The sequence below is a fragment of the Serratia sp. NA_112.1 genome, assembly GCF_052691715.1.
The window spans coordinates 715,927-728,152 of sequence record NZ_JBQZFO010000001.1; the positions used below are offsets into that span (position 1 = coordinate 715,927).

Here is a 12,226-nt window from a genome sequence, read left to right on the forward strand (position 1 = left end):
AAAAAAGCCGCCGAGGTTAACGCCCGGCGGCTTTTTTATTGCCTGAAAAACAGGATTATCTCTGATGCCGCTCACGCAACCGGCCAATCACTTTGCTCAAGTCCAAATCCTGATCCTGCAACAGCACCAGCAGGTGATAAATCAGATCAGAAGCTTCGTTGGTCAGCTCTTCACGATCGTTCACCGTAGCGGCCAGTGCGGTCTCCACGCCTTCTTCCCCGACTTTCTGTGCGATGCGCTTGGTGCCGCTGGCATACAGGCTAGCGGTGTAAGAGCTGTCGGGGCTGGCGTTTTTACGTTCTGCCAGCAGTTGTTCCAACTGATACAGAAAACCCCAATCGCTGCTGGCCGGGTGGAAACAACTGGTGTTACCCAGGTGGCAGGTAGGGCCGATCGGATTGACCAAAATCAACAGCGTGTCGTTGTCGCAGTCCGGGGTGATGCTGACTACGTTGAGGAAGTGGCCGGAGCTTTCGCCCTTGGTCCACAGGCGCTGTTTGGTGCGTGAGAAAAAGGTGACCTTGCCGCTCTGTTCGGTCACGGTCAGCGCTTCCTGATTCATATAGCCGAGCATCAGCACTTCGCCGGATACGGCATGCTGCACGATTACCGGCAGCAGGTGGTCAGTTTTTTCCCAGTCGAGCTGGTTTCTTTGTTGTTCTGTTAACACAGGCGGATCTCCACACCTTGTTCGGACAAGAACCTTTTCAGGTCACCGATATTAATGATTTGTTTGTGGAACACCGAAGCGGCCAGTGCGCCATCGACATCGGCATCGCGGAAGGCTGCCAGGAAGTGTTCCATGGTGCCTGCGCCGCCGGAGGCGATCAATGGCACTTTGCACACTTCGCGAATCAGCCGCAGCTGTTCCAAATCGTAACCGTTACGCACGCCGTCCTGATTCATCATATTCAGCACAATCTCGCCGGCACCGCGTTTTTGCACTTCTTTCACCCAATCCAGGGTTTCCCACTCAGTGACGCGGGTGCGGTTTTCGTCCCCGGTGTACTGATTAACGTGGTACTTGCCGGTGTCGGCTTCGAACCAGGTATCAATACCGACCACAATGCACTGCACGCCAAAGCGATCTGCCAGGCGGCTAATCAGCGTCGGGTCGGCCAGCGCTGGAGAGTTGATGGAAATCTTGTCGGCGCCGAAAGACAGGATCTGGCTGGCGTCTTCCGGGCTTTTAATCCCACCGGCGACGCAGAAGGGGATGTCGATCACTTCTGCCACGCGTGATACCCAGCTTTTATCTACCACCCGGCCGTCGCTTGACGCGGTGATATCGTAGAACACCAGTTCGTCCGCGCCTTCCTGCGCATAGCGCTGCGCCAGCGGCACGATGTCGCCGATAATTTCATGATTGCGGAACTGCACGCCTTTCACTACCTGCCCGTCTTTAACATCCAGGCACGGGATTATCCGTTTTGCCAGCATGCGATCGCCTCCTTAACGCTAAACTTACCTTCCAACAGGGCGCGCCCCACAATCACACCTTCAACGCCACTGCCGCGCAGTTGGGCGATATCATCCAGATTGCCGATACCGCCAGAGGCCTGGAAGGCGATCTGCGGATATCGTTGGCTGATTTCCTGATACAGCGCCACGTTGGAACCGGCCAATGTCCCGTCACGGGAAATATCGGTGCACAGCACGTGCCTGAGGCCATAGGGTAAGAACTGTTCAACCACCTGTTCCAGTGTGGCGTCCGAGTTTTCCTGCCAGCCGCTGATCGCCACGCGTTTGGTGCCGTCTGCGTCAATGCGCACGTCCAGCGCCAGTACCATGGCATCGGCGCCGTAACGTTCAAACCAGCCCTGTACCAATTGCGGTTGTTTTACTGCGGTGGAGCCGATTACCACGCGGGTTGCGCCGGCCTCCAGCAGGGCAGCGACGTCCCGCTCGTTGCGAATGCCGCCACCAACCTGTACCGGTACGTTAACGCCCGCCAGCAGCTTGCGCAGCAGGGGGATTTGGCGCGCGGTCGGGTCTTTCGCACCGGTCAGGTCGACCAGATGCAGTACCTGCGCGCCCTGTTGTTGATAGTCCTGCAGGCGTAACAGTGGATCGTTACCGTAGTCGCGCTGCTGGCCGTAATCGCCCTGATGCAGACGCACCACGTTGCCGTCGATCAAATCCAAAGCCGGAATAATCATGCTGCCTACATCTCCAGAAAGTTTTTCAACAGTTGCGCACCGGCCGCGCCAGATCGCTCTGGATGAAACTGCACGCCGAAGAAGTTGTCTTTTTGTACGGCGGCGGTGAAGGGCTCGCCGTAATTCGCCTGGGCGATGGTACTTGGGCATATCGGCATCGCATAGCTATGAACGAAGTAGAAGTAGGCACCCTCTTCGATGCCACGGAACAGGTGATGGCCCGCCTGGGCAGAGACCTGATTCCAGCCCATGTGCGGCAGCGGCAGGCCAAAGTCGGTCATCTGGGTTACCGGGGTATCGATAATGCCCAGCGTGTCGATGCCACCGTTCTCTTCGCTGCTTTTTGCCAGCAACTGCATGCCGAGGCAAATCCCCAGCACCGGCTGGGTGCAGGCCTTGATCAACTCAATCAGCTCGCGCTGTTCCAGTTGATCCATCGCCGCCTGCGCGGTACCCACGCCTGGCAGGAACAGCTTGTCGGCGCGCAGGACCGTCTCCGGGTCACGGCTCACTTCCGGGCGGTAGCCCAAACGCTGCACCGCGTAGGTGACGGAGGCCAGGTTGGCGCAGCCGGTGTCCAGAATCACCACGTCCATCACAGCACTCCTTTCGAACTCGGGAGGGTGTTGCCCTCAACGCGGATCGCCTGGCGCAGCGTGCGACCAAACACTTTGAACAGGCTTTCGACGCGGTGATGGTCGTTTTTGCCTTTGGTTTTCAGATGCAGCGTGCAGCCCATGGTGTAGGATAGCGAACGGAAGAAGTGCTCGACCATTTCGGTGCTCAGATCGCCAACGCGCTGATAGTTAAATTCCGCTTTATATTCCAGGTGTGGACGGCCGGAGATATCCAGCGCGCAGCGTGCCAGGCACTCGTCCATCGGCAGTACAAAGCCGAAGCGCGCGATGCCGCGTTTGTCGCCGAGTGCCTTGTTCAGCGCTTCGCCCAGTGCCAGGCCAGTGTCTTCCACCGTGTGGTGATCGTCGATATACAGATCGCCTTTCACGTCGATGTCCATGCGGAAGCCGCCGTGGGTAGCGATCTGATCCAGCATGTGGTCGAAGAAACCGACACCGGTTTTGATCTTGCTGCCGCCTTCGCGATCCAGCCAAACGTTAACGTCGATCTGCGTTTCTTTGGTCACGCGGTTAACCTGCGCATGGCGATCGCGCTGGGTCAGTTGGCGCGTAATTTCTTTCCAGCCCAGGGTGTCGCGCTGATAGCGCAGCCCCTTAATACCCATGTTATCCGCTAGTTGCACATCGGTCGGACGATCGCCGATCACATAGCTGTGGGCGGTATCCATCACGCCCGGCTCCAGATAGCCTTTCACCAGCGCGGTCTTCGGCTTGCGGCAGTCGCAGTTGTCCGCCGGCAGGTGTGGGCAGATCAGGACATCTTCAAAGTGAACGCCCTGTGAGCTGAGGATCTGCATCATCAGGTTATGCGGCGGATCGAAGGTTTCCTGTGGGAAACTGGCGGTGCCGAGGCCATCCTGGTTGGTGATCATCACCAGTTGATAACCCGCCTGCTGCAGCTCCAGCAGGCAAGGGATCACGTCCGGCTCCAGCGCCAGCTTGTCCAGACGATCGACCTGGAAATCTTCTGGTGGTTCAGCAATCAGCGTGCCGTCACGATCAATAAAGAGGAATTTCTGGCTCACATTGGCTCCTGGCGAGTCTTGGTTGCACCGGGCAGGGCAGACAGCGCATCAACCACGCGCTGGCATTCTTCACGGGTGCCTATGGTGATGCGCAGGCAGCCGGATAACCCCGGTTGTTTATTTTGGTCTCTTAAGATGATGCCTTGATCCCACAAGGTTTTAAACACATTACTGGAAGCAGTGAATCGTGCCAGCAGGTAATTGCTGTCGCTGGTGAAAACCTGTTCAACACAGGCACAGTTTTCCAGTGCCTGCTGCAACCAACGACGGTTGGCTGCAATCTCGGTAACCCGTTGGCGCATGATGCGGATCCCCTCGGTGCTGAGCGCCTGGGCGGCGATATCGGCGACCGGAGTGGAGAGCGGATAAGGGGCGATCACCTTCAGCAGCAGAGCGATTAAATCTTCATTGCCGAGGGTAAAACCGCAGCGCAGCCCAGCCAGTGCAAAGGCCTTGGACAGGGTGCGTAAGATAGCCAGGTGCGGGTAGTCATTTAGCCAGCCAGCGACGCTTGCCTGTGGGCAGAATTCGATATAGGCCTCGTCGACCGCAACGATCGCCTTGTCCTTGGCCATTTCCAGCAGGCTGCGCAGATCGTTGGCATCGATCAGGTTACCTGTCGGGTTGTTGGGGCTGCAGACGTAAATCAGTTTCACGTTGTCCAGGCTGTCGGCGATAGCCGGCAAATCCAGCTGCCAGTCCTGTTTGGCCGCCACGGTACGACGCTCCACGTCAAAGGTTTCGGCGCTGACGGCATACATGCCGTAGGTCGGCGGACAGAACAGGATGGCGTCTTTTCCCGGCTCGCAGAATGCGCGGATCAGCAGTTCGATCCCTTCGTCAGCCCCACGGCTGACCAGCACCTGCTCCTTTTTAACCCCGGCGTACTCGGCGTAGCGTTCAATCACCAATGCCGGTTGGCACTCCGGGTAACGGTTAAAGGTTTGAGCGGTCAGTTGGAACTCGGGGGCAATCGGGTATTCGTTGGCGTTCAGCCACACGTCGCCGTTGCCACCCAGGCGGCGTGCCGACTGATAAGGGGTCAGATCGCGAACGTTGGCACGGGCCAGATTTTCAATGCTCATGCTTGCTCCTTCAGGGCGGCAACGCGCAGGGTCACGGCGTTTTTGTGGGCAATCAACTGCTCGGCGGCGGCCAGGGTTTCAATGGTGGCGGCCAGGTTCATAAAGCCCTGCGGCGTCAATTCCTGCACCGTCATGCGTTTTTGGAAATCCGCCAGCCCCAAACTGGAGCAGGTGGCGGTGTAACCATAGGTCGGCAGCACGTGGTTGGTGCCGGACGCATAGTCACCGGCAGACTCCGGTGACCAGTCACCAAGGAACACCGAACCGGCGCTGGTAATGCTATCGACCAGAGTGCGGGCGTCACGGGTCTGAATGATCAGGTGTTCCGGGCCATACTGGTTGCTGATGGCCACGCATTCGGCCAAATCTTTGGTGACAATCAGTCGGCTACTGGCCAGCGCCTGACGCGCAGTCTCGGCACGCGGCAATTGTGCCAATTGTTGCTCTACCGCCTCGGCCACTGCTTGCGCCATAGAGGCGTCCGGCGTCAACAAAATCACCTGCGAGTCCGGGCCGTGCTCTGCCTGCGACAGCAGATCCGAGGCGACGAAGGCCGGAGTGGCACCGGCGTCGGCGATCACCAGCACTTCGGAAGGGCCGGCTGGCATATCGATAGCGGCACCGTCCAGTCGTTGGCTGACCTGGCGTTTGGCTTCGGTGACAAAGGCATTGCCCGGCCCGAAGATTTTCGCTACACGCGGCACGGAATCGGTGCCGAATGCCATAGCGGCGATCGCCTGTGCCCCGCCGACCTGAAACACCTCTTCCACTCCGCACAGTTGCGCGGCATACAGTATCTCATCGGCAATCGGCGGCGGTGAACACAGCACTACGCGACGGCAGCCGGCGATACGTGCCGGTGTCGCCAACATCAATACGGTAGAAAACAGCGGCGCGGAGCCGCCGGGAATATACAGGCCGACCGAGTCTATTGGACGGGTTACCTGCTGGCAACGTACCCCCGGCTGGGTTTCCACATCGACCGGCGGCAGTTGCTGCGCATTGTGGAAAGTCTCCACATTACCGACCGCTACGGCCATCGCCTGTTTGAGCTCATCACCCAGGCGGGCGCTGGCAGCCGCTATTTGCTCTGCAGTGACGCGAAGTGCGTTAACCTCGGTTTTATCAAATTTGGCGCTGTAATCACGCAGCGCCCGATCGCCATTGGCCTTCACGTTGTCGAGGATTTCGCTCACCGTGCGGGTGATGCTGTCCGAAGCGGAGATCGCCGGACGCATCAGCAGTGCCGTGCGCTGTTCGGTGCTGCAGTCTGCCCAGTTGACCAGAGTATTGAAGTTCGACATGGGGTTACTCCATCATCTTCTCAATAGGCAATACCAGAATCGAGCTGGCACCGAGCGCTTTCAGTTTTTCCATGGTTTCCCAGAACAGGGTTTCGCTACTGACCATGTGCATGGCTACGCGGTTCTGTGCCCCGGCCAATGGCAGAATGGTCGGGCGTTCGGCACCCGGTAGCAGCGCGATGATTTCGTCCAGGCGTTCACTTGGCGCGTGCAGCATGATGTATTTGGATTCACGCGCCTGGATCACGCCCTGAATACGGGTCATCAGACGATCGATTAATTGCTGCTTGGCTTCCGGCATTTCGCCGTCGCGCTGGATCAGGCAGGCTTTCGAGCGGTAAATCACTTCAACTTCGCGCAGCCCGTTGGCTTCCAGCGTGGCACCGGTGGAGACCAGGTCGCAGATGGCGTCGGCCAAACCGGCACGTGGGGCGACTTCAACCGAACCGTTCAGCAAACAGGATTTGAAGCGTACACCCTGTTTGTCGAGATATTGCTTGAGCAGGTGTGGATAAGAGGTGGCGATACGGGCGTCTTGCAGGCTTTGCGGACCGGTGTATTCACTGTCGAGCGAGGTTGCCAGCGACAGGCGGCAACCGCCGAAATCCAGGCGACGCAGGGTGAAGTAACGCGGGTCTTCGCCCTGAGCGCGGCGGGTGAGCAGCTCTTCTTCCAGCACGTTCTCACCGATAATACCCAGGTCGACCACGCCATCCATCACCAGGCCTGGGATGTCGTCATCACGGACGCGCAGGATATCGATCGGCATATTCTCCGCGAAGGCGATCAGGCGTTGTTGCTGCAGGTTGATTTTGATACCGCAGCGCGCCAGCAATTCCTGAGACTCATCACTCAGGCGGCCCGATTTCTGCATGGCTATCCGTAAACGTGTTTTATCCAGCATGGTAACCTCTGTTTAATCTGTAATTTTATGAATTTATTATGAAAATTATTTTATCTGTCTGTCCGGAGCCAAAAAAAAACCCTCGGAAGAAATCTTCCGAGGGCTCTCTCTTGCATTCTGCGCGCCACTGGAAGATTAGAAAACTGTCTTCCAGCACACATCGCCTGAAAGACTAGTCAGGGTGATGGTGATGATGGTGGCTGAACTGAATGCGTGTCATGGTGTTTTCTCTGTATAAAGTCGCTACAAACTCAATTACTAATTAACCTAAACTATCCACTGTCTTTCACGCAACTCTTTTTTCTCGTCATAAATTTAATTTATTGAAACAGGATGAATTATTAGCAAGACACGACTTTACCTAAGCTTAGGTTAGTTGGATTGAATCACTACGCCGACTGGCGTAGCCTTAATGGGCAAAGCGCTGCAGTCTTCAAGAGAGGAAGCTGATGAAAAAGGTAGCCATTATTGGCCTGGGTTGGTTGGGTATGCCGCTGGCTCTGTCGCTGATGAGCCGTGGGTTTGACGTTGTTGGCAGTAAAACCACGCCGGATGGCGTCGAAGCCGCACGGATGAGCGGGATTGAATGCTATCAGCTGGAACTGATGCCGGAACTGGTTTGCGAACCGGAGGATCTGGAGGCGCTGCTACGTGTCGATGCGCTGGTGGTGACACTCCCGGCCCGCCGCACCGTCGAAGGCAGCGAGAACTATTTTAATGCGGTACGCATGCTGGTGGACAGCGCGATGGCCTTTGGTGTGCCGCGTATCCTGTTTACCAGTTCAACCTCGGTGTACGGGGAAACCACTGGCACGGTACGCGAAGACTCGCCGTTGAAGCCGGTTTCACCTTCCGGTTTGGTGCTGGCGGCGCTGGAACGTTGGTTGCATGAGCTGCCGAACACCTCAGTGGATATTTTGCGTCTGGCCGGGCTGGTGGGGGGCGATCGCCATCCTGGACGTTTCCTGGCGGGCAAAGTCGATGTCAAAGGCGGTTCGCAAGGGGTCAATCTGGTGCATCAGGACGACGTGATCGCCGCGATCCAACTGCTGCTGAAACTGCCGAAAGGCGGCCATGTTTATAACCTGTGCGCCCCGGCCCATCCCACCAAGCGTGAGTTCTATCCGGTGCTGGCCGAACAATTAAATCTGTCGCCGCCGCAATTTGCCGCCGAGACGGAGCAGGGCGGGCGACTGGTGGACGGCAGCCGTATCTGCAATGAACTGGGGTTTGAATATCAGTATCCGGATCCGGCGAGAATGCCAGTCAATTAAGCGTTTATACCCGTCATCTTTCAAATTGCAGTGTTGTTACCTGGTTACAAGACCCGTCCGTGGGTCTTGCCCCTTCGGGGCCGCTGCAAGCAGCGTTCAAATCTGTTCCCGACAGATTTGTCACTCACCCCAGTTACTTACTCGAGTAAGCGCCTGGGGATGAGCGAGCTGGGCGCCTAGCTGCAACTTGCAAGCTATAGGGTATAGATCTGTCTTGGCAAGTGCGGGGCTTTTTTTTGCGCTGTTCGCCGGATTGCTACTTCAACGCCATGGAGGCTGAAACCTCTCCGGCGTGCTGTAAATCCTCCAGCAATGCGCTCAGTGCCTCCTTCGGCAACCCCGGCCGGCTCACCAGACTCAATGCCGCCTGATAAGACAGCGCTTGCCCCCCTAACTGTTTCAATACGCCTTGCTCTACCCAACGCGCAGCATAATGGGTGGGCAGGTAACCGAGATACTCGCCGCTGAGCACCAAATGGGCGACCCCTTCCATATGATGAGCGACGGCGCCGAGGTTTAACGGTGCCAGCGGACAAAGTTGCTGTGCCAACAAATAACCGCGTTTAACCCAGCGTGCATTTTCAATCTGTTCACGCCCCGGTTGCTCCAGCGTAAACAGCGGGTGATCGCTGCTGCAATAAACCGCCTGCGTCTCTGCTATCCAGGGTTGATACTGCAACTCGTCCAACTGCTGACCGAAATAACCGATGCCCAAATCAAGCTGCTGATTCAGCAGCCCCTGTTCCAGTTCGCCGGGAGCGCAAATTCGGCACTGTAACTGCACATCCTGGTGTCGGCGTTGAAACTGTTTGATGGCATGGCTGAAAGGATTACCTGGCAGAGACACCAGATTATCTACCAGGCCAATCTGCAAATCCCCGGTCAGCAGGCCGTTCAGGGACTGACTGACGCGGGTAAAGTCCCGAGCGGCATTGAACAGCGTGCGGCAGGCGATCAGCATGCGTTCGCCTTTTGGGGTGAGCATGAAGCCGGAACGGCCGCGCTGACACAGGCGAAATCCCAACCGGGTCTCCAGGGTGGCGAGATGGGTGCTGATGGTGGACTGATTCATCATCAGTGCTTCCTGAGCGGCGCTGACGCCCTGCGCCTCCGCTACTGCGACGAACACCCGCAGCAGTTTGAGATCGATATCGCTTAGATTGGTGAGCATCTGTCCCTCCGCAGAAAATATCTTGCCGTTAACCCATTTTTAACATCGTTGAAGAGGGCGTTGGCGAGTGTAACTTGTCCTTTCTTATGGCATGGATTTTAAATAAAAATCAATAGTTCAAAGGTTTAGTAAACATCATCTTTTTCAATGCTTACAGGCGAAAGCGGGAATGGTAGCCAGACGAAGTTGCAGGGTAGCCTGTAATTGTTATTCAAATGTTGAAATGCTGACCCCAAAAACAAGGAAACGCCATGCTGAATCAACCTCAAAGCGGCAACGACATGCCGCGTTTCGCCGGTCTCCCCACCATGATGCGTCTGCCCGCGGCCGAAGATGCGCGCGAGCTGAATGCGGCCTTCGTCGGTATTCCTCTCGATATTGGTACCTCAAACCGCAGCGGCACGCGTTACGGGCCGCGGCAAATCCGTCAGGAATCGGTGATGATCCGCCCTTACAACATGGGCACCGCTGCCGCACCTTTTGAACGGCTGCAGGTTGCCGACCTGGGGGATGTTGCTATCAATCCTTACAGCCTGGAAGACAGCGTTCGTCGCATTGAGCAGGCCTATAACGGCATTCTGGCCTATGGCTGCATTCCACTGACGCTGGGGGGCGACCACACGCTGACGCTGCCTGTTCTGCGCGCCATGGCCAGCCAATATGGCCCGGTCGGATTAATTCACGTAGACGCTCACTCAGACACCAACGAAGAGATGTTCGGTGAAAAATTGGCGCACGGAACGACTTTCAGACGAGCCTTTGAAGAGGGGCTATTGCAGCCACAAAGAGTCATTCAGATTGGTCTGCGCGGCAGCGGCTATGAGGCTGATGATTTCGATTGGTCACGCAAGCAGGGGTTCCGCGTGGTCACGGCGGAAGCCTGCTGGCACCGCTCGTTAGCACCGCTGATGGCGGAAGTGCGCGAGCAGATGGGCAATGCGCCGGTTTACCTCAGTTTCGACATCGACGGTCTGGATCCGGCATTTGCACCGGGTACCGGCACGCCGGAGGTCGGTGGGCTGTCAGTCTGGCAGGGGCTGGAAATTGTCAGAGGCTGCCAGGGGCTGAACCTGGTCGGCAGCGACGTGGTAGAGGTTTCGCCACCTTACGATCGTTCCGGCAACACCGCGTTACTGGCGGCTAACCTGTTGTTTGAAATGCTGTGCGTACTGCCTGGGCGATAAGGCGACGGCGATAACCTGATCGGCGGAGCCGTTGCGCCTGAGACCGAATCATAACAAGCATGCGGAGTGACCGATGAATCTCGACCTGCTGGTAGTGGTGTTTTACTTTTTGGTGATAGGGGCGGTGGGTTGGCTTGGCGTTCGCCGGGCCACCACCAAGGAAGATTATCTGGTGGCCGGCCGCAATCTGGGGCCTTGTTTGTACCTGGGCACGCTGTCCGCTGTGGTGCTTGGCGGAGCCTCTACCATTGGCAGCGTTAAGCTGGGTTACACCTATGGGATCTCGGGCGTGTGGCTGTGCGGTGCGCTGGGCGCGGGGATTGTGGTGTTGAGCATGGTGTTGGCCAAACCCTTGCTCAAGCTAAAGCTCTATACCGTCAGCCAGGTGCTGGCGCGTCGCTATCATCCGGCTGCCAGGGTCACCAGCGGTGCCATTATGCTGGCTTATGACCTGATGGTGGCGGTGACCTCGATTATTGCTATCGGCAGTGTGATGCAGGTGATGTTTGATTTGTCGTTCACCGCATCGATTCTGCTCGGCGGTGGTTTGGTGGTGCTATATTCGACGCTGGGCGGCATGTGGTCGCTGACGCTGACAGACATCATTCAATTTATTATTATGACCGTTGGGATGATGTTGGTGCTGATGCCGATGAGCATCATCAAGGCTGGTGGCTGGGAGGCGTTCGGCAGCCTGCTGCCAGCGAGCTATTACCAGTTGTCCTCGATCGGATTGGATACCATCGTGGTATTTTTCCTGATCTACTTCTTCGGCATTCTGATTGGTCAGGATATCTGGCAGCGGGTATTTACCGCCCGTAGCACCAATATTGCTCGCTATGCCGGTTTGGGGGCTGGGGTGTATTGCGTGTTGTATGGGGTGGCCGGCGCTCTGATTGGCATGGCCGGCAAATTGGTACTGCCGCAACTGACCAATACCGACGGCGCCTTTGCCGCCATTGCGCAGGCGGTGCTGCCGCCGGGCGTTAGCGGGCTGGTGGCTGCGGCGGCGTTGGCGGCGCTGATGTCGACGGCCAGCGCCTGTTTGTTGGCGTCCTCAACCATCGCGCTGGAAGACGTATTGCCGGCAGTCCGCAAGCGGCCCTCCGGTGGGCTGGTGGCCGGGCGATTCACAACCTTGGTCATGGGTTGCATTATGTTGGGGCTGGCGTTCGTGGTGCGGGATGTGATGATGGCGCTGACGCTGGCTTATAACCTGTTGGTGGGCGGGATGTTGATCCCGCTGATCGGTGCGATTTTCTGGCAACGTGCCACCAGCACTGGTGCTATTGCCAGCATGCTGACCGGCAGTTTGAGCGTACTGGCACTGATGTATTACCACGGCCTTGAGGCCAACAGCCCGATCTACGGCGGTTTGTTGGCGGGCGGGGCGGCCTTTCTGATTGGCAGCCTGCTGACCCGGCCAAGTCCGCAGCCGCAGGTACAGCCGGAATAATGGGTAACCATGGGGCTGTGGCAGGC

The 12,226-nt window shown here is 57.3% G+C and carries 13 protein-coding genes and 1 other annotated feature; of the genes, 3 read left to right on the forward strand and 10 right to left on the reverse strand.

Going from position 1 to position 12,226, the window contains the following annotated elements; all coding sequences use genetic code 11:
- Positions 1 to 55 precede the first annotated feature (55 nt).
- The 9 genes from hisIE to hisL all read right to left on the reverse strand — a co-directional run bounded on the left by hisIE (position 56) and on the right by hisL (position 7,335).
- Complete coding sequence (gene hisIE, locus ACUTQ5_RS03490; RefSeq protein WP_445650102.1) at positions 56 to 670, reverse strand: bifunctional phosphoribosyl-AMP cyclohydrolase/phosphoribosyl-ATP diphosphatase HisIE; 615 nt, start codon at positions 668 to 670, stop codon at positions 56 to 58.
- Entirely contained in the window at positions 664 to 1,440 is a 777-nt protein-coding gene (gene hisF, locus ACUTQ5_RS03495; RefSeq protein WP_445650103.1) for an imidazole glycerol phosphate synthase subunit HisF, read from the reverse strand. The genes hisIE and hisF overlap by 7 nt, the downstream gene beginning before the upstream one ends.
- Positions 1,422 to 2,159: a 1-(5-phosphoribosyl)-5-[(5-phosphoribosylamino)methylideneamino]imidazole-4-carboxamide isomerase gene (gene hisA, locus ACUTQ5_RS03500; protein WP_445650104.1), complete on the reverse strand. Its 738-nt coding sequence runs from the start codon at positions 2,157 to 2,159 to the stop codon at positions 1,422 to 1,424. The genes hisF and hisA overlap by 19 nt, the downstream gene beginning before the upstream one ends.
- A 5-nt stretch (positions 2,160 to 2,164) precedes the next feature.
- Positions 2,165 to 2,755 carry an imidazole glycerol phosphate synthase subunit HisH gene (gene hisH, locus ACUTQ5_RS03505; RefSeq protein WP_174352906.1) on the reverse strand — a complete coding sequence of 197 codons (591 nt, stop codon included), beginning with the start codon at positions 2,753 to 2,755 and terminating at the stop codon, positions 2,165 to 2,167.
- On the reverse strand, positions 2,755 to 3,822 hold the full coding sequence (gene hisB / locus ACUTQ5_RS03510) for a bifunctional histidinol-phosphatase/imidazoleglycerol-phosphate dehydratase HisB (RefSeq protein WP_445650105.1): 1,068 nt from the start codon (positions 3,820 to 3,822) through the stop codon (positions 2,755 to 2,757). The genes hisH and hisB overlap by 1 nt, the downstream gene beginning before the upstream one ends.
- Complete coding sequence (gene hisC / locus ACUTQ5_RS03515) at positions 3,819 to 4,907, reverse strand: histidinol-phosphate transaminase (protein WP_445650106.1); 1,089 nt, start codon at positions 4,905 to 4,907, stop codon at positions 3,819 to 3,821. The genes hisB and hisC overlap by 4 nt, the downstream gene beginning before the upstream one ends.
- Complete coding sequence (hisD, locus tag ACUTQ5_RS03520) at positions 4,904 to 6,211, reverse strand: histidinol dehydrogenase (RefSeq protein ID WP_445650107.1); 1,308 nt, start codon at positions 6,209 to 6,211, stop codon at positions 4,904 to 4,906. The genes hisC and hisD overlap by 4 nt, the downstream gene beginning before the upstream one ends.
- A gap of 4 nt (positions 6,212 to 6,215) precedes the next feature.
- Entirely contained in the window at positions 6,216 to 7,115 is a 900-nt protein-coding gene (hisG, locus tag ACUTQ5_RS03525; protein ID WP_445650108.1) for an ATP phosphoribosyltransferase, read from the reverse strand.
- 70 nt (positions 7,116 to 7,185) lie between these two features.
- Positions 7,186 to 7,312: a sequence feature (His leader region), on the reverse strand.
- Positions 7,288 to 7,335 (reverse strand): his operon leader peptide, encoded by a 48-nt coding sequence (gene hisL, locus ACUTQ5_RS03530; protein WP_101495319.1) that lies wholly within the window; start codon positions 7,333 to 7,335, stop codon positions 7,288 to 7,290. (Overlaps the previous feature by 25 nt.)
- Positions 7,336 to 7,564: 229 nt before the next feature.
- Between hisL and ACUTQ5_RS03535 the strand changes: the two genes are divergently transcribed.
- Positions 7,565 to 8,389 (forward strand): SDR family oxidoreductase, encoded by an 825-nt coding sequence (locus tag ACUTQ5_RS03535; protein ID WP_445650109.1) that lies wholly within the window; start codon positions 7,565 to 7,567, stop codon positions 8,387 to 8,389.
- A 256-nt stretch (positions 8,390 to 8,645) separates the two neighbouring features.
- Here the strand turns inward: ACUTQ5_RS03535 and ACUTQ5_RS03540 are convergent, their stop codons facing one another.
- Positions 8,646 to 9,560 (reverse strand): LysR family transcriptional regulator, encoded by a 915-nt coding sequence (locus ACUTQ5_RS03540; protein ID WP_445650110.1) that lies wholly within the window; start codon positions 9,558 to 9,560, stop codon positions 8,646 to 8,648.
- A 251-nt stretch (positions 9,561 to 9,811) separates the two neighbouring features.
- Here ACUTQ5_RS03540 and speB point away from each other — a divergent pair, with 251 nt between their 5' ends.
- Together speB and ACUTQ5_RS03550 are read left to right on the forward strand one after the other, a co-directional pair.
- Positions 9,812 to 10,744 (forward strand): agmatinase, encoded by a 933-nt coding sequence (gene speB, locus ACUTQ5_RS03545; RefSeq protein WP_445650111.1) that lies wholly within the window; start codon positions 9,812 to 9,814, stop codon positions 10,742 to 10,744.
- Between the two features lie 73 nt (positions 10,745 to 10,817).
- Complete coding sequence (locus tag ACUTQ5_RS03550; protein WP_445650112.1) at positions 10,818 to 12,200, forward strand: sodium:solute symporter; 1,383 nt, start codon at positions 10,818 to 10,820, stop codon at positions 12,198 to 12,200.
- The last annotated feature ends 26 nt before the right edge of the window (positions 12,201 to 12,226 follow it).